The 17,422-nt window shown below is 60.2% G+C and carries 13 protein-coding genes and 2 pseudogenes; 3 read left to right on the top strand and 12 right to left on the bottom strand.

Annotated elements, in window-relative coordinates; all coding sequences use genetic code 11:
• Positions 1–15: 15 nt before the first annotated feature.
• From NKG99_RS22260 to NKG99_RS22225, 8 genes are all read right to left on the bottom strand, one after another.
• On the bottom strand, positions 16–876 hold the full coding sequence (locus NKG99_RS22260) for a carbohydrate ABC transporter permease (protein ID WP_352870766.1): 861 nt from the start codon (positions 874–876) through the stop codon (positions 16–18).
• Entirely contained in the window at positions 873–1,835 is a 963-nt protein-coding gene (locus NKG99_RS22255) for a carbohydrate ABC transporter permease (protein ID WP_352870765.1), read from the bottom strand. Before NKG99_RS22255 ends, NKG99_RS22260 begins: the two co-directional genes overlap by 4 nt.
• A gap of 8 nt (positions 1,836–1,843) precedes the next feature.
• Positions 1,844–3,166: an ABC transporter substrate-binding protein gene (locus NKG99_RS22250; RefSeq protein WP_352870764.1), complete on the bottom strand. Its 1,323-nt coding sequence runs from the start codon at positions 3,164–3,166 to the stop codon at positions 1,844–1,846.
• A gap of 27 nt (positions 3,167–3,193) precedes the next feature.
• Positions 3,194–4,207 (bottom strand): SIS domain-containing protein, encoded by a 1,014-nt coding sequence (locus NKG99_RS22245; protein WP_352870763.1) that lies wholly within the window; start codon positions 4,205–4,207, stop codon positions 3,194–3,196.
• A gap of 168 nt (positions 4,208–4,375) precedes the next feature.
• Positions 4,376–5,515 (bottom strand): LacI family DNA-binding transcriptional regulator, encoded by a 1,140-nt coding sequence (locus NKG99_RS22240; RefSeq protein WP_352870762.1) that lies wholly within the window; start codon positions 5,513–5,515, stop codon positions 4,376–4,378.
• Between the two features lie 418 nt (positions 5,516–5,933).
• Positions 5,934–7,712, bottom strand: coding sequence for a DNA ligase D (gene ligD / locus NKG99_RS22235; protein WP_502913087.1), 1,779 nt, complete (start codon positions 7,710–7,712; stop codon positions 5,934–5,936).
• A 244-nt stretch (positions 7,713–7,956) separates the two neighbouring features.
• Positions 7,957–8,088: a hypothetical protein gene (locus NKG99_RS22230; RefSeq protein ID WP_352870761.1), complete on the bottom strand. Its 132-nt coding sequence runs from the start codon at positions 8,086–8,088 to the stop codon at positions 7,957–7,959.
• Positions 8,085–8,723, bottom strand: coding sequence for a hypothetical protein (locus tag NKG99_RS22225; protein WP_352870760.1), 639 nt, complete (start codon positions 8,721–8,723; stop codon positions 8,085–8,087). The genes NKG99_RS22230 and NKG99_RS22225 overlap by 4 nt, the downstream gene beginning before the upstream one ends.
• Positions 8,724–9,587: 864 nt before the next feature.
• Between NKG99_RS22225 and NKG99_RS22220 the strand changes: the two are divergent.
• Positions 9,588–9,962, top strand: a pseudogene (locus NKG99_RS22220) (transposase); the annotation flags it as partial.
• Between the two features lie 179 nt (positions 9,963–10,141).
• Here the strand turns inward: NKG99_RS22220 and NKG99_RS22215 are convergent.
• Positions 10,142–11,674 (bottom strand): FAD-dependent oxidoreductase, encoded by a 1,533-nt coding sequence (locus NKG99_RS22215; RefSeq protein ID WP_352870759.1) that lies wholly within the window; start codon positions 11,672–11,674, stop codon positions 10,142–10,144.
• Between the two features lie 809 nt (positions 11,675–12,483).
• Positions 12,484–12,615, bottom strand: a complete 132-nt coding sequence (locus NKG99_RS22210; RefSeq protein ID WP_352870758.1) for a hypothetical protein — start codon at positions 12,613–12,615, stop codon at positions 12,484–12,486.
• Between the two features lie 601 nt (positions 12,616–13,216).
• On the opposite strand from NKG99_RS22210, the gene NKG99_RS22205 reads away from it, so the two are divergent.
• Positions 13,217–14,188: a hypothetical protein gene (locus tag NKG99_RS22205; protein WP_352870757.1), complete on the top strand. Its 972-nt coding sequence runs from the start codon at positions 13,217–13,219 to the stop codon at positions 14,186–14,188.
• Positions 14,189–14,344: 156 nt separating this feature from the next.
• On the opposite strand, the gene NKG99_RS22200 is transcribed toward NKG99_RS22205, so the two are convergent.
• Both NKG99_RS22200 and NKG99_RS22195 read right to left on the bottom strand, forming a co-directional pair.
• The gene (locus NKG99_RS22200) at positions 14,345–15,103 is read right to left on the bottom strand and encodes a LuxR C-terminal-related transcriptional regulator (protein ID WP_352870756.1); all 759 of its coding nucleotides are present in this window, start codon (positions 15,101–15,103) and stop codon (positions 14,345–14,347) included.
• A 280-nt stretch (positions 15,104–15,383) separates the two neighbouring features.
• Complete coding sequence (locus NKG99_RS22195; RefSeq protein ID WP_352870755.1) at positions 15,384–16,163, bottom strand: hypothetical protein; 780 nt, start codon at positions 16,161–16,163, stop codon at positions 15,384–15,386.
• Between the two features lie 994 nt (positions 16,164–17,157).
• On the opposite strand from NKG99_RS22195, the pseudogene NKG99_RS22190 reads away from it, so the two are divergent.
• Positions 17,158–17,422 (top strand): annotated as a pseudogene (locus NKG99_RS22190) (sulfate adenylyltransferase subunit CysD); the annotation flags it as partial.

Raw genomic sequence — 17,422 nt, 5'->3', positions numbered from 1 at the left:
CTCCTTTGGGGATTGTTATTTGCCGATGCCTTCGGACAGGCCCCGGATGAAGTAGCGTTGCGCGGCAAAGAACACGATCACGATGGGCAGGGCCGAGATCGTCATGGCGGCGAAGACCACGGCATAGTTGGTCCCGTGCGTTGCCATGATCGACGTCAGTCCAACCGGCAACGTCTGCACATCGCTGCCACTCGTGAAGATCATGGCGAAGAGATATTCGTTCCAGGCGAACAGGACGTGCAGGATGACGCAGGAGATGATGATCGGCCGGCACAGCGGCAAGGTGAGGCGCCAGAAGATCTGGCCTTCGCTGGCGCCGTCCATCGTCGCCGCCTCATCGATATCTCCAGGCAGGTCCAGCATGTATGCGCGGATGAGGAAAGTGGTGAACGGCACCCGGAACGCCGTGTAAAGGATGATCAGCGCCCAGTAGGTGTTGTAGAGGCCAAGCCCCTGCAGCATCTTCACCAGAGGAATGATCGCGACGGTCGGGCTAAGCATGAGCCCGCCCAGAACGATGGCGATGACCAGCGGCTTTGCCGGCATTCGCGTTCGGGTCAGGCCAAATGCGGTCCAGGCGCTGATGAGCACGGTGCATACGGCCGAGGTAACAGTTACCAGCACCGAGACTGTTACGTAGCCACGCACGCCCTGGTTCCACGCCTGTGCGTAATTGTTCCATGACCAATGGGTAGGCAGCGCGAAGGGATCGCCGAAGATCTGCGCATTGTCCTTGAAGCCGCTCAGCGCCATCCAGATCAGCGGATAGATGACGACGACACCGAGGCAGACCAGGAACGAATAGAGCAATGTCCTGGCGATGACCGACCACACATTGACGTGCCGGCTGCGCCCGGCTGCGACCGTTGCGCTCATAGCTGCACCCGGCGGCGCTTGGTGTACCAGAGCTGGGCCGCGCCGGTGAGCATGGTCAATATGAAGATGACGGCGGCGATCGCCGCGCCATAGCCGAAACTGTCCTCGATGAAGGCCTTCTGGTAGAGCCATGTACCCAGCACCTGGCTGCGGTTGTTGGGCCCGCCCGCGGTCATCACCATGACTTCGTTGAACACCTGGAAAGCGCCGGTGATGGTGACGATGATCATCAACCCCGTCATTTCCCGGGTCAGCGGAAAGGTGATGCTCCACAGGCGGCGAAGCGGACCCGCGCCGTCGATCGTTGCGGCATCGTAGAGGTCGCGCGGGATCTTCTGGATGGCAATGGCAAACAGAAGCGTCGAATAGCCAAAACCCTGCCACTGGCTCATGGCGATGATGGCATAGATGGCGGTATGCTCATTGCCGAGCCAGGGCATGACGAGCTGGCTGAGGCCAACACGGCTGAGCGCCGCATCCAGCAAGCCGATCTGCGGCTGGTAGATGAAATAAAAAAGCAGTCCAGTCACCGTGATCGAGATGGCAGATGGCACGAAATAGACGGCGCGCCACAGGCGGCGCCAGCGTTCGCTCCTCAAGTCCTCGATGATGGCCGCGAGCAGGAACGCGCCGAAGACCTGGAAGATGACGGAGATGATGGCGTAGAGGCAGTTGTTCCAGAGCGCGAGCAGCACGACCGGGTCATGCAGCAGCCGGCCGTAATTGGCGAGGCCGACATTGGTGACCTCGCCGGTATAGATGTCTTGGTCGGTGGTGCTGACGATGAAATTATCGACGATCGGATAGTAGACGAACCAGCCAATGAGGATGAGCGCAATCGCCGCCCATCGGAACGACAACAGATTGTCGAAGCGGACGCGCGGGCTTTTTGGCCCTTGCGGCCTGGCGACGCCGCGAAGGTCGGCGCCGCTGTCCCTTGTGTCCGAGGCGCTTGCCATGGTCTGCTTTATTTGGCCGCGGATGCGGCTTTGCGCACCTCGTCCATCACTTGCTCAGGCGTCATTGAGCCGCCCGCCAGCGCCTGCAGGCTGGACAGCCAGACGGCGGCGACACGCGGCGGATTGGCCGTATCCAGCCAAGGCATGAGGTAGGAGGCCGCGTTGATATCCTTGAGGCCGTCAACCACAGCCACGCTCATATTGTTTTCCGAGGCGCCGCCGATGGTGGCGCTCGGCTGGCCATAGGGCGGCGCCGACAGCACCTGCGCGTTTTCCTTCGAGGTCACGAACTTCATGAAATCGATCGCCAGCGGGACGTTCTTCGATGCTGCATTGATCATGTAGCCCTCCGGCGCGCCCTCGATCGAGTTGGGGTCACCCTTGGCGCCATCAGGCACCGGCAGTCTGAAGAATCCGAAATCGACAGGTTTCAACGCCGAGTCGGAGGTGGCGGCCTGATCGAACTCGATGATTTCCTGGTAGTACATGGCCGACTGCGCGTTGGTGAAGGCCTGGAGAGCCGAGGCATAGGACGTGCCGTTGACGCCGGCGCCATCGGTGCAGCGCTCGACAAGCTGACTGAACTGCTTGAGTGCCGCGACATAGCCTGGATCGCTGTAATCGGCGGTGGCCGGATCGAAGTCGCGCTCCAGCGTCGCCTGCGGCACGCTGTAGGCGAGCAGCTGACCCGCGAAGTGGATTGCCGGCCAGGCCTCCTTGTTGCCGAACGAGATCGGTGTCGCGCCGGATTTGCGGATGGCGTCGCAGCTGGTCAGCAGTTCCTCGAAAGTGGCGGATGCCTTCAGGCCAAGCTTGGCGAAGACCTGCTTGTTGTAGCCCATGAACTTGGCATCCTGGTAAAGCGGAATGCCATAGAACTTGCCGTTGTATTCGAACGCCTTGACGGCCGCCGGAGACAGCGACTTGCCCCACGCGGTATCGGGACCAATGACGGGAGTAAGATCAACGGCGCGATTGCCGCGCACGAAATTGCCACCCCAACTGCCCGTCCAAGAGAAGTAGACATCGGGCAGTGAGTTCGAAGCGACAAGCGTCTTGGTCTTGCCCTTTACGCTGTCGTCGCTTTCCTGGATGAGTTCGACCTTCACGCCCGGATGAAGTTTTTCGTAGTCCTGCGCCAGGTTGACGAAATAGGGCGACAGCTGCTGCAGCCCGAACTTGGTCAGGATCGACAGCGTGCCGCTATATTCGACCTTGGCATTGGGGTCGGCCGCGACGGTCGTCGAAGCGGCTGAACTGGCGCTCATAGACCACCCCAACGATGATACCGCGGCCACCGTGACCGCCACGACTTGCAGCGAACGTTTCATAAACAGCTCCTTGGGATGTGAGAGGGATCAATATTCAACGCGTTTGTAGTAGCGACGTGTCGTCAGCGGGTGGTTGCGCAGCACCTCGAGATGCGCGCTCAGCCGCTCAAGCAAGGTGGCGAGCAGGACCGGCGAGATCATGCTCCGCACGTGGGCGGAGATGCCCGGCAATTTTACCGAGGCTGCATCGAGGGTACGAACACGGTCCGTGTAGCGTCTGGCAAAGTTCTCGACCCGGTCGGCCAACGGGCGAAGAGCGTCCTCGCCCTTGAACACGAAGACGCTGACGCCCGGCTCGACCAGTTCGAGCGTGCCGTGGAAGAAGTCCGCGGCGTGCACCGGGCGGGTGCGGATCCACTGCATCTCTTCGAGGATGCACATGGCGTAGTAGTTGGCTTGCGGCCAAACCGAGCCAGCGCCGGTGAAAATGTGATAGGTCTCGTCCTTGATCGTCGCGGCCAGTTCAGCCGCCTTGTCCTCGAAGGCAGCCTTCGCATCGGCAAGCAGGCCCGGCAACAGCTTGAGTTCGGCGACAGCCGCGTCGAAGCCTTCGTATTCGCCGCGTTCAGCCAGCAACGCCAGAACGATCAGCAGCGTCTGCAGGTAAAACATTTCCGATGACGTGTCGTCTTCGGCAAAATTCGTGAAATTGTGATCAGCCTCCCGCGCGATCGGCGTGTCCGAGTGGCCTGTGAGTGAGATCGTACGCACGCCCCGCTTTTTCAGGAAAGCCATGAGCTCGACGCCTTCCTTGGTCGTACCCGACAACGACGGGATGACGACCGCAGCCTTGCTGTCGAGACCAGCCGGCGGATCGAGAACGACCTGGGCCGGATATGCGGCGCTCATCGGGAAGGTGGTGTAACGCTGCGCCAGCTCGATTGCGGGTAGGGTCAGAAGCTGCACACCGCCGGTACCCATGAAAAACAGCCGCTCGACGCCTTCCGCAAGCAGCGTCCGTATAAGCGAGCGAGCCTCACCGGCGATTGAAACAGCCCCGCTTTGGATTTTTATGAAGCGGTCCCTATCGAAGTTCAGCATGTAGTTTTCCTTGTACTCGCATGTGGCAGGCCTCTGCCTCGCCAGCGCGCCGTCCCACTTTGTTTCTCTGCTAATGTGAGATCGATCTCACACGCGGATAATGGGCACGCAATTCCGCCAATGGCAAGTCCTCTAGCCAGAAATTTTCTGGAATAGCGGAGTCCGCTCTCAGGGCATGATGGGCTGAGTAACCGAGCCGCGCACGATTAAGCGGGTTTGGAATCGGGTGCGGCGCGGGGCAACTTTCTTGCCGGCGAGCCGCTCGAGCAGATACCTGGCCGCGAGCGGTCCGATCTCGGAGATGGGCTGCGCCACGACCGTTATCTGCGGGTCGGTGAACGTGGCGAGATTGAAGTCATCAAATCCAACCAGCGACACGTCGTGCGGAATCGAGAGCCCCATGGAACGCAGGCCAAGAAGAGCACCTTGCGTCATAAGACTGTCCACCGTGAACAGGGCCGTTGGCCGATTGCGTCGGCTGAACAGGCGGATGGTGGCTTCGACGGCGTGCTCGACCGTCGAGCGCGACACCCCGATGAACGATTCATCGATCGCAATCCCGTGCGACTGGAGCGAGTTTTGATAGCCAGCCAAGCGTTCCTGTGCGGTGAAGATGCGCGACTCGTCCCGCAGAAGACCAATCCGGTCGTGACCATTGCCAACGAGATAATCCACCGCCTCGCGCGCACCACCCTCATTGTCAACGACGACGCTGTCGCATTGCAGGTCCTTGACGACGCGGTCGATCAACACGATCGGCGCCCCTTCTTGCGCCAACTGCACGATGTGATTGCTGTCAGTTGCTGAAGTTGGCGCTAGGATAAAACCCCGAATCCTGAGAGATCGCAGGCTTTGGAGCAATTCTTTTTCCTGTTCGACATCTTCCTCACTGCTGGCGATCAGCAGATTGTGGCGGTGCTTGCGCAGTTCCACTTCAATGTCGTGGGCGATTCGAGCGAAGAAAGGGTTTTGGATATCGCCCGGCACGAAGCCGACGATCGGCAACTGTCCGCTGCGCAACGCCTGGGCGACGAGGTTCGCTCGATAGCCCAGCTTTTCGGCGGCCTCCAGCACGCGCACCGCCGTCTCGTCGCCGACGTAACCATAACTGTTGAGCGCCCGCGCTGCCGTGGCGCGCGACACGTTGGCCGCGGCGGCTACGTCTTTGAGAGTGATCCCCTTTTGCGTCACGGCTGCTTGTCCTCCTGCGACCTGACATTTGGTCAGACGTGCCTGCCGGCCCAGCGTTGCATTTACCGTTGTGCGGCATATCGGCGAATTCTCAAACTGCCAACGCAGCTTGTGCACGCTCTTTCCTCAAACCTCCTATCATCAATTTTGGAAGAAGCACCGGAACTGCGAACTCTGGCCCGTCGGCTCAACGGGCGGCGCCTTATCCTCACATTACCCACCGAGACTCACTGATGTATTGCTCAGCCATCAGAGCATGTGAGGGGACGCTTGATTTTCCGGGCCAAGGCGATCGGAAGGGCTAGCCGGACGGTGACCTCTCATGGGAACCATACCTCGAAAGCGTTTGGCGCTTAGGTGTGGGGCAGTTCCCAATAATGGCCGAGCATTATCAATCAGGGCAGATGTCGGCTGCGAACCGGCGCATGATTGCGTCCGATACGACCCTCCTCATAAGAAGAACAAGAAGGACAGTCCGACGAAGCCTCCTAGGTGCCGCTGTCCAGTTCCCGATCCGTCCTTTCATCCCTGTGGCTCACGCCGCCCTTCTGGCAACTGCCCTGAACGGACGGTCGATCGTAAAGGCATCTGGGCGGATACATTCCTCAACTTGGCTCCAGGTCACCGGATGGGCGATTGGGAAGCCGGGCCGCGCCCGTGGCGAAAAGGCGCCGACCGCAGTGTTGCCGCGCCCATTGCGAAGATAGTCAATGAAGATGCGGCCCCTTCGGGCTGCCGGCGCGGCGGACAGCAGGTAACGGTCCGGATGACCTTCAGCGAGCCGCTTGGCGAAAGACCGGGCAAGGAGCCGGGCATTGTCGTGCGTGATCTTCGCCCCGAGCGGGGCCATCAGGTGAATGCCCTTGCCACCGGTCACCTTCGGCCAACTCTCCAAACCTTCCGCTTCCATGATGCCGCGGAGCGCCAGCGCGGTCTCGATCACTTCACCCCACTCGACGCCCTCGCCGGGATCCAGGTCCAGAACGATGCGGTCAGCATGCTCGATGTCATCAACAGTGGCGTTCCACGGATGCAGTTCTACAGCATCCATCTCGACCAACCCCAGCAAGCCAGCAAGGTCGTCCACCCACACGCGCACACCTTCGCCGCCCTCACGCTTCTGGACCCTTAACTGATGCACCGCGGCCGGAATCTTCGGCAACGCGCCCTTGTGGTAGAAGGTCGCGCCGAGTGCATGGCGGACCAGCTTTAGCGGTCTGTGACCGAGATGGACCAGGGCATGATCCGCAACCCTCTCCCAGTACCGCCCAAGCTCGTCCTTGGAGGGCGAGACAGCGTCAGGCAGCAATTGCAGAATGTTGTGGCTTGGAACGCCATGCTTCGGGGTTGGCCCACGTCGCTTTGATGGAGCTGGAGGCTTGGCCGGGATGGGCACGAGGTCTTCGCGCAGCCCCTTGAACACTGCCTCGCGCAGCACGCCACGATCAGTGACGCCGCTGAATTGCACCTCGGCCAGAACGTCCGGGCTCACCCAAGTTGCCTGGGGTTTCACAATGGGCTCTGACAAAGGCGACTTGCTGATGATCAGCGGGTCAAGCCGCTCTCGAACAGATTGCGCAGCGCTCAAGGTGTACCCGCTTCTCGCCTTCCCCGCATAGAGCAGTCGGTCGCCCTCGCGACGCCCGATATAGAGCGATGCGATGCGGCGCGGGTGAGCGCCAAGTTTCTCGACAAATGCAACGATGGGAAAGGTGTCGCTCTTGACGCACTTCACCTTGAGCCAACTGGTCTGAACGCCCGAACGATAGGTGCCATCAACGCGCTTGGATACGATCCCCTCCAACCCCATCCGGCAGGCATGGTGAAACACGTCTTTGCCACTCACCTCCAGATGTTCGGCATAGGTCAGTGTCGGGGCGGTGTTCTCCAGCAGCTTCTCCAGCGCTGCCTTGCGCTTCACCAGCGGCTGTTGCCGAAGATCGCGCCCGTTAAGGTGCAGCAGGTCGAATGCGTAGAAGATGAGCCTCGCCGAGTCTGGATTGGCCAACTCCCTTTCCAGAGCTTGGTAATCCGGCAGTCCAGTGTCGCCGAGAACGACAGCCTCCCCATCAATGATCGCGGTCTTCACCGGCAAGCCCGCAGCTGCTTGAACAATTCGTCGGTATCGATGCGACCAGTCGTAGCCCCGGCGCGTGAATGCTCGCGCTGTGCGGTTCTCAATGATCAGCTCGGTGCGGTAGCCATCGTACTTGATCTCATGAATCCAATTGCCGCCCCCGGGTGCATTCGCGACCAGCGTGGGCGACTGAAACTCAACGAACGAGAGCCTACCACCCGCGGCTTTGAAACTCACGGCACACTCCTGACACCGAGTCAAAGCGTGCGGCAAGCGAATAGGTTCCACGACACAGTTGGTCGACCGGTTGCATCATCACAAGTGGGGCGCCGGGGCTACATGATCCTGCTCCTCAGCGACAGGTATCCGCCCCACGCGCTTAGCCCGAGGAACATTGAAAGCAGCGCTACAATGACGCCCTTTGGGCGGGTGGAAGCCGATTTGCTGCCAGCGAAGCATATCCAAGTCCCGTATGTCGCGATCAAAAGCACCCGACAAATAAGCTCTCGGGATAGGCCGGTCGCATCAGGCACTTGATCTTGGTCTGGGGCTTGCAGCGGCTGCAGTCGAACTTCAACGTCTGCGGATCGATGCCGCCGCCATAGACCATCATCTAATTGGCCGGTCGGCAGCAGCGGACATTGCCGTGCAAGTTGCGAAATCATTGGTCCAGCCGTTGTCGTCATCCTCCGGAAATCTTGCAGCGCGAAGCGTGTCGCGGATCTTCCTCGCCGCGAGATGCTTGACGCAGCCGATCAGCTCCCGCTGAACCCATAGCGTCGCCGGCCGCTTCATGCGCTTTGGCGCGGTGCCGGGATGGTCCTTGACGCGCTTCCAGAGCCGTTCGCGCATTTCTCGGTTCAGTGTCACGAAAGCGCTGCCGACATAGCGTCCAGTGTCGCGCTCGGCCACCAGCGCGAAAGCCGGTTTGCCGGCCTCACGCTCGACGCCGAGCAGCACAAATTCGTCGATCGAATAGCATTTTGCCTTGAGCCAGTTGGTCGACGGACCGCTGCGGCACTTGCTTTCCCGGCGCTTCGAGATCACGCCCTCAAGCCAAGCTTGGTCGACAAGGTGATAGATGGCCTTGTTCGCCCGCAGCGGCTCGCTGAACCTGGAGGCTCCGCCGGGTTCGATCATGCTTGCCAGGATCTCGCGGCGCTTCCTCCAGCGCCATGTCACGTAGATCGTGGCCGTTGTGGTGGAGCAGATCGAACGCGACGAAATAGAGGTCGTGCTGTCCCCCACAGCGATTCCTACGGCTCGCTATTGCGGTGAGAAACACAGGCTCGAACAGTTATCACCCGAAGGCTTTCGTCGAGAGCACAAAAAAGATCAATCTCTAAACAGCCTCGCCAGCGCGTTCCCGCTCGCTGCTCTTCCGCCCCGCCGAAGCGTTGTCTCAGCCTGCCAGTGGCCCGCGCCCTGTTGCAGGACACGGGCCGACCGAGGAGGACTCTCAGTCAGCAGCAGAGCCCGATGAAAACCTGCCGCATCAGCTTCAATAAGCCAAGGTCAGCGAAGTTCCGAGCGCAAACAAAAAAGCCCGCCGGTCGAGGCCAGCGGGCGAAAGTTTCCGACGGACTAACCAGGACGCTCCCGCCTTAGGAAAGCTAGCAACCTTCCGCAGTTTTTTTTACCTGCCCAGGAGCTGCGGATTTGGCCGCCGTATCTTGCTGACCAGGAGCTGCCTGCTTAGCGCTGCCGGTCTGCTGCCCGGGTGCACAGTCCTTCGCGGAGTTGGAGTTAGTCGACTTGGTCGTGGTCGCGTCAGTGTTCTGATCCGTCGGCACGGTGGTAGTTGTGTTTATTGAAGAGGATCCACCCGAAGTCGTGCTAGTCCAGCCGGCGATCCCAAGACCGGTGGAAAGAAGCAGAAGCGAGAAGAAGTTGTTTCATCATTCATCTCCTATTAGAAGCAATCTCCCTTCTCCCCTCAAACAAGGGAGCTCGGTGAAAGGTTCCTTTTTGAGCTTCTGGACTTTCCGGCGGCTTGCATCGTTGGTCTGACCTCGCGACTTAGGTCCTACAGTTCGGTGCCGGTAATGAATGCGGAGGAGGCGCCCGCCGGCCGGGGCCGGGCGTGCATCTGCCTGGGATGACGGTCCCGACATCAGCAAGCGCATGGACGAGCCTGAAGGCGTTTGCCGAGCGCCCGCTGCAAGAGCCGTTTGCCCACTTCATCCTCGATGCCGGATATGACCGGATATGATGCACGAAGACGGCATTGTCATGAGCCAGCGGTGCTGATCGCTGTCGGCATCGACCGGGACGGAAGGCGCCAGATCCTGGCCGTGGAGATGGCCAATCGCGAGAGCCGCTCGGCCTGGAAGGACTTCCTCGTCGGTTTGAAGGCGCGTGGCCTCAGGGGCGTCAAACTGGTCATGTCCGACGACCATGCCGGCCTGGTGGCGGCGATCGGGGAGAAGCGGCATGGCAGCGCTGCTAATCACTTCCTCAGGAAACGCGCTCGACAAACGGCCGAGATGCGAGCGAAGGCGCCAGCTTCTCTTCCATCCGCTCTCACAAGGGCGGCCAAGATGGCAGCCCCGATTGGCCAGGACCAAATAGGCGAAACACGGCTTGTCCACACAAACCAGCAAAAAAGAGCACCCACAAAGAAGCTGGCTTATGTCGTCTGGCTGATCCGCCTCTGACGTTTGGCATTATGACTTCGGCTGAACTAGACCTCGGATCGCTGGACCGTTAAGTACCGTCCCGTCCGGCGCGAACTGCGAGCCATGGCAGGGGCAATCCCAGCATTGCTCGGTGGAATTCCAGTGCACGATGCAGCCGAGATGCGTGCAACTGGCCGACCGCCTGTGCAGCTTGCCGTCGCGGTCGCGGCACACGGCGAGTTTGCTCAAGCCGTCATGAAGGACGCCGCCTTCGCCGGGTTTGAGATCCTCGGCCGATTTGATCTGGCCGGGTAGCAAGTAACCGGCGAGGTTCTTCACCGTCGTGAGGTTCTCATTGACGTAACGCGTGAAGGCAGCGGGCGGCGTCCGGTCGGGAGCATAGACGGCTTCCCAGGGGTTCGATCCGTCGACGATCAGATCGCGGATCAGGCGTCCGGCCAATGCACCATGCGTCATGCCCTGGCCGGAGTCGCCGGTGGCGATGAAGACGTTGCCGTTGCCGGGACTGCGGCCGATGAAGCCACAGTAATCAATTGTTTCGAGAACCTGACCTGACCATCTCGCTCTTTCTCCGCCAAGGTCGGGCACCAACGCTCTGATCCAGGCTTCGAGCGCCGCAAAGCGTGCGTCGCCATCGTCTGCTTCGCCCGATTTGTGATCGCGACCGCCCGCGATGAGACAGTCGGTCTCACCAGACCCGCGATTGAGGCGGACGTAATAGTAGGGGTCGTCCATATCCCAGTAGAGCGCGTCCGGGAGAATTCCCCTGGCGATGTCAAAAGCCATCGCATAGGTCCGATAGGGCGCCATCTTGCTGTGGATCTTGACCCAAGTGTTGATCGGAGAGTTGGTTGCAAACACCGCATTCAAAGCCATGATGGTTGAGCCGCTGTCGCATTTGAGGCGAACTGGGTTCCCCTCCTTGATTTCGACGACGGCGCTGTCGGCGAATGCCTTGCCGCCTCGCTTCCCGAAATCAGCAAGGAGGGCGCGGAGGTACTTCAGCGGGTGGAAGGTGGCCTGGCCTGGATAGCGCAGGACGGGCGCCGATTCATGACCCTTGAGCGGCACGCCCTTGCCATGCTCGACTTCGACGCCCGTCTTTGCCGCGGCCGCATATTCCTCGTTGCATCGTCTGGCGGCCTCCTTCTCGTCCATCCATGCGGCCGGGAAAAGGAACCCCTCCAGTCGCCGGAAATCGCAGTCAATTTCCAGCCTTGCGATATGCTGTTCGATCCGGTCGACCGCAGCTTGCTGGCTTGCCTGAAACCCGCGCGCCACAGCCTCGCCACGCAAACCGACCAGCGCGCTCAAGCCGTCGTCGCAGATGGGCGCCAGATGGGCGGTCGTGCGCGATGTCATGCCGCCGAGCAAGGGTCCACGATCCACGAGCACCACTTTGCGTCCCGCCAGTGCCAGTTCATAGGCAACCGAAATCCCGGCGATGCCAGCCCCAATCACGGCCACGTCGCATTCTTCGTTTTGCTCGAGACGGGGAGCGGTGGGCAAGCTGGCGTCGAGCGCCCAAAAAGATTTCGTCGCTTCGCTGCTGACGTTCATTGCGCTCTCATCAGCATAAAAACGGATGAAAGGGATAGCTGCCGACGACTGTCATATTGCAGTGCCCGGGGGCGACAGACATGAAGCGAAGGCGTGACATGAACCATAGCTTCCTCCCGAAGGCATCAAGAGCGAGCCATCCAACCAAACTTCGTTAAACGCCTAATGTTCCGCAACGCGAGGAGACAACCCAGATCTCCCGCCCCATTTTGCAAGGCGGCGTCGTCCAGGCGCTATCCTTTAGAAATGGTCGGGCTGTGACCAGCATGGTGGCTGCGACCGACCGCGCGACGCTCCTCGGCTGGATGGGTTCGGAGGTGGCTGACGCAGGCGATCCCGCTCGAATGTTGGTGAAGAGCGCTTGGAATCGCACTCGTGGCGCCGGGCGCCACACTGACGGACGTCCTTGATGGCTGGCGTCCCCGAGGCGCGGCGGCTGTAGCCCCCCGCAAGGACACCCGGGGACGGAGGCTTGGCTGGCCTATCTCTTGGCGTGGGCGGGATCAGTCAAGTTCTCGGCCATCCGTTTGGCGAGGAAGTTGATCCTGCGGGTGCTCATCCAAAGATGATCCACCAACCCACCAGCGGCCGGCCGCGAGCAACACTGCGACCGGTAGTCGTGCGCAGCAAGGCTTTTCGAAAAGGATCCCGCTTCCCCTTGAGCCCGCGCCTCTGGCGGAGAGCGCGGGCCGATCAAGGGTAATGCCCCGATCTTCGGCAGGGGGATGGAGAGGGCCACTCTACCGCTAAGCAACAACCTTTAGCGGCTCGTAATGTTCCACTGCGGGGTATCACCATATGTAGGTCGGTCAGAACGTGCTGCCCTTGCCATCCCATCGACACAGCGCGGCGTTTGGAGCGCCGCCAGACTTTATGGAAAGTGCTCGCAGGATGTCGCTATCGAGCGCCGACACGCGGCAACCTTCAAGATCCTGGTCCATGATGCTAACCTCCCATCTAAGGACGGGAGTGCAACCAGCTCTCAATCACCGATGCCCGCTAGCCTTGCCCGGTGACATTGGGATTGTAATCCATCAGATCCTGGGTTCAATGCCATCAAGCCTCCGCGATAACGCGCAACTTCCTTGAACAAGGCGTGGCCCTGTTGCCACCTGTTGCCAACCACCGGTCGCGAAAGGCAATGCGGCCAAGGCTTTCCGAGACCATTTCGTTGGCTAGGCGTTCGACCCGAAACGCGACCAAGAGAATGGCAAAATACGCGGTGTCTGGCGTCGCACGGATCAGTACAAACGCATCCTTGGCCTTAGCCCGCTCAGTGTTCCCGAGATCCTGTGCAATTGGGGAAGACACTTGCGGCCGCTACACGAGAGAGCTGGTCGGAAATCCACCGCCTCTATCGGCTGACGGCGCCAGCCGAGACCGGCCGCAATGAGGAGCCGCGCTACAATATCGCGCCGACCACAGGACCTTCGTCACTGCCGGTGAAGATGACAATAACCGCCTGCGTGAAGGGCATTAGTGGGCCCCAGGTGAGCGCCGAGGCCGCCGTCAGAGTTGGGGCTGGGCCGCGACACGATAGCCTTGCTTGATCTCGATCTCTCCGGCCTCACGGTCGTCGTTGGCGCTACGACAGGATACCAAGCCGTGACTGCTACAGTGGCGGCGCTTGCCAATGCCAGCCGTGTCGTTGCGCTCACCCGCATATCCTCCAGACATCCGAGTCTGGTGGCCATCGCAGACGCGACGTTGGCATTTGCCAAACACGCTAAGGTCTCCGAACGCGTTGAAGCGACAAACCGCATCGGCAGCCGCAAATGGCAGGACGTCGACCTCGTCACGAACTGTCTTGAGGTCGGGCCAATTTCGAGATCGCTTATCGAACTCTTACCCTCGGATGCGGTTGTTTCGCTAATGGCTGAACCATGGGAGCTTCGGCCGGGCGTTGTAGACTTCGACGCCTGTGACGAGGCCGGCATCAAAGTTGCGGCCCCCAATCTCAGCCACCCAGCCATAAATCTGCTGCCGGAATTCGCGCGGTTATGCTGCATCTTGCTCGGCGATGCCGGTGTCGATCCACGTGCCGCCCGGCTCGCCATCGTCTGTGACACGCCCTGTGCGCCGTCCCTTGAGCGAACGCTGCGCGAGAGCGGGGCCACAGTAAGTGTCTTTTCGCACCCCATGCTCCTGACCGACGATGCATGGGATGTGATCGTGGTCGCGATGAGGCCGTCCGACAAGCCACCAATGAACATTAATAGCCTGGGCCGGATTGCCCGGAACTCTCGCCAAGCGCTGCTGGTGCAGTTCAGCGGCGGGATCGATCGCTCGGCCGCCAGCTATTTCGGCCTCAGGATCTGGCCACTGAAGCGGCCCACCAGTGGTCAGCTAGGCCTTCCCCTTGACGTACTCGGACCGGCTCCAATGGTCCGCAGAGTGACGGGAGGACTGAAGGCCGCCGAAGCCGCATATCGGGGCGCAGAGCTTGGAGGGGACAGCAGCGTTGGATTTCTCGTGAGGGCAGGGTCCGCGACGGTTGGCTGGGAACATGCTTAAACACACGCTGAGCGTGCCCGTTGTCGCGAAACGCTCAGACGAGGCCATCGACCTTCGGAACCTTAGATCGGAACGGCGAACCTGTGGTCCCTCCCTTAACGCACCCGGCAGTTACATTGCCCAGAGCCGTCCAGGCAAAGACCGATCGAGGCAGCCTCAAAGCAACATTTGTCTAAGCTTGTACGCTACTTCGGTGCGGTTCGTAGCCTTGAGCTTTTTCATGATATTTCGGATGTGGACCTTGACGGTGCTCTCGCAGAGGTTGAGTTCGTAGGCAATTATCTTGTTCGCCTTGCCTGTCCTCAGTGCCTCCACAACCGCAGCCTCGCGTGTGGTGAACATGCCGGTGAGCGGACGGGCACCGTTTGCGGTCGAGTGGATGACCTCTCGAAGCGCCAGCACGCAGCTGGCGGGTACAAAGATCCCTCCGGCACGAGCGAGACCAATGGCCTCGGCAGCGACCTTCACCTTCACGGTCGTAGGAATGTAGCCTCGGGCGCCGCATTCGAGAGCCGCGAGAATCTCCCCCGGCTCGTCGGAATCCACCACGACGATTACAGGTACGGTGCCAAACTCGGAAATGAAGTGCGCAAGTTCCGCCCGAACACTCTGGTCCGTGACCTTTCTGGCGCCAAGAATTACGAGGATCGCAGATGGCTCCTCGTCCCCGGCAATGTGCTGGATTTCGTCAAGCGATCCTACCGCGCTAACGCGCAAGTTGGGATTGTGTTCGATAAGGCCGCGCGCAAGGCATTCACGCTCAAGCGCTCGCTTGTCGACGATCATGACAAAGCCTTCGCTTGGACGTCCTTCGTCGAGATCGGACCTGCCAAGACCATTCGCGTCCGGCAGATGTCCATTGTGTACCGGTCTTGTTGCGTCGTTCCAAAAATCGGAAATTTGGGGATTTGCCATCGCTTTACCTACTCCTCTCCATCGCGCTGACTTGCTTTTATCCTTTTTGGTTTGGCTCCCTCGCAAAGCATGTCAAAGGCGTGAACTGATACGCTCATCGTCCGTCAGGCTGACTAGATGTTGACTGAAGATTGGATTCAAGGAGTAGGGCATACGCCGCCCCAACGCACGGACGTATGGCTTCCCCGCCCTATGGAGGTAACCCAACCTGGAGGGCATACTACGATGCTGTGGAAAAGACGCATTAACCCTGGTTAACAATTTGGTAATTATATCTTAGCTAGCTAATATACCCGAAAGTACCGGAGTAGGTCGACCGATAATATCCTGCCAGCAGCGTCGTTCCCTCGAAATCACGAGATTTGAAGTTGCCGGTCAGGCCGATGATTTTGTCGACATATTCGGCCAGTCCTGGCTTGCCAGTCATGTTCTCGTGCTGCGTGGACCGCGCAATATAATTGCCGCCGCGAACGCCGATGCCGACCGTCCAGCCTGCCGGCACGGCCGGTAGCATGACGTCGCGAATGCGCGCACTCGGAACCGAGATCGAAAGAAGCCACTCTTCATTCTTGGGTCCGAGCACTCGCCTTGTAACAGCAACGCGATAGCCCCCCGACTGCTGGCCCACAAAGACATTGCTGACCAAGACACCAGTGGACTTCAGCTTTTCACTGTCTTCAGCCGTTGTCGGTTCCACGAGTGGCGAATTTCCACCTTGCGCGATGCCGGTGGTCGCCAGCTGATTGTGATCGGCATCGTTCAACGCGATCACCTGATCCATGCCTTGCACAAGGCGACCAGCCTCATCGTGAAACGATTTCAGATCGCCGTTTGCGAGAGTGGCCGATTTGGAGAGACCGTCAAGAATCCTCTGCAGGTTGATCAGTTCCGCCTCGACCAGCAGCGAGACTTGTCGTGCCGTCTGCAAGGCATCCTGTTCGAAGCGAGCTTGCTGTTGCACTGCATACTGGACGAGCAAATATGCCGCGAACAGCCAGACCGGCAGAACCGCTGCGGCGATAAGACCAAGCAGATGAGCTCCAGCCGATCGACGAAGCACGCCGGTGTCCTCTTTTTGAACCCGCTGGAGCCATAGTGGCAAGCCGCGAAACGACAAGCGTTAGCTATGACAACCCGAAGGCGGTCGGCGCAGCGATGTGCCAAATCAGCAAAACGTCCAGAAGGAGTACAAAAAGCCGTATGGCATTCTGGCGCCGTGGAAAGCGGGAAACGAGAAGCCTTATTCCTACGCTGTCGCAGCCGCCCCTCCTACTCCCACTCTGCTTTAATCAGCACCAGTGCGGCTTCTCGCATATGGTCACGGCGGCGGTCGTCACCCGGTTGTCCCCCCGATTGTTGCACTCGTACTTCTTTCGTATGCTTTGCGCCTATTCAGCATAAGCGCATATAGTCCCCAGCCCCGGCGCCGTTTCTCACAAACTGCCCCGTCGGTTAGGCCCGGTGTCCTAGCCCCATCCCAACAAGGGATGCCGGGCCGCTCGACTCAAACCCGTTCGTTCAAAGGCCCGCCGCCCCATTTGCGAAGCGACGGGCCCTCGCCCCAGCCCACACACGTATCCACGCAATTGCGGTGCCAAGCGTATTGACCCGTAACGGGTCACATTGGGCCCAGCGGGAGATGAGCTCACTTGGTAGCTGGCAGCATTGTGGCCCGACCCTGCCGTGGCCTCGCCAACGCCGAAGTACGCGCCGGTGCTGATGACGTTTTGTGCTCGATCATCATGGCCCTGTTGCAGCTTCAGGCGAACCTGACCCATTGATTGGACCATTTCATGGACGCGCCCCCTGCGGTATAATGATCCAGAGTCCTCTTGCCTGATCCGCGGAAGCGCAGATCGTGAGAAGACAGCGTCGAGGACGAGGATTATGAAGAGCCGGTGATTGGCTTGGAGACGACCATGTCCATCAGGGACCAGATCGCATCGCTCGGCACAGACCCGGCTTTCGGATTGCATCGCGCGACCGACCGCGCGGATGGGGGCCGCCGGACGCCGATCCTAAACCTGTCCTTTTTTCCGCGGCGAGGAGCTCTATTTCGCCAGGAACGGCCGGTGGTGGAACGCGACGGCATGTTGATCCTCAGGGATGACGAGCGCATGAAACTGCGCCCCAGCGAGACGGTGGAGAACCGGCTGGTGCGGTTCCGCACGCTTGGCTGCTATCCGCTGACCGGGGCCATCGAATCGGATGCCGACACGCTGGAAGCCATCGTCGGCGAAATGCTGACCGCGCGCACCTCCGAACGGCAGGGGCGCCTGATCGACCGCGACGAAGCCGGCTCGATGGAAAAGAAGAAGC

Origin of the sequence: Mesorhizobium sp. M1409 (assembly GCF_040317535.1) — a bacterium.
GTDB lineage: Bacteria > Pseudomonadota > Alphaproteobacteria > Rhizobiales > Rhizobiaceae > Mesorhizobium.
This window is presented reverse-complemented; position numbering and strand designations above follow the sequence as displayed.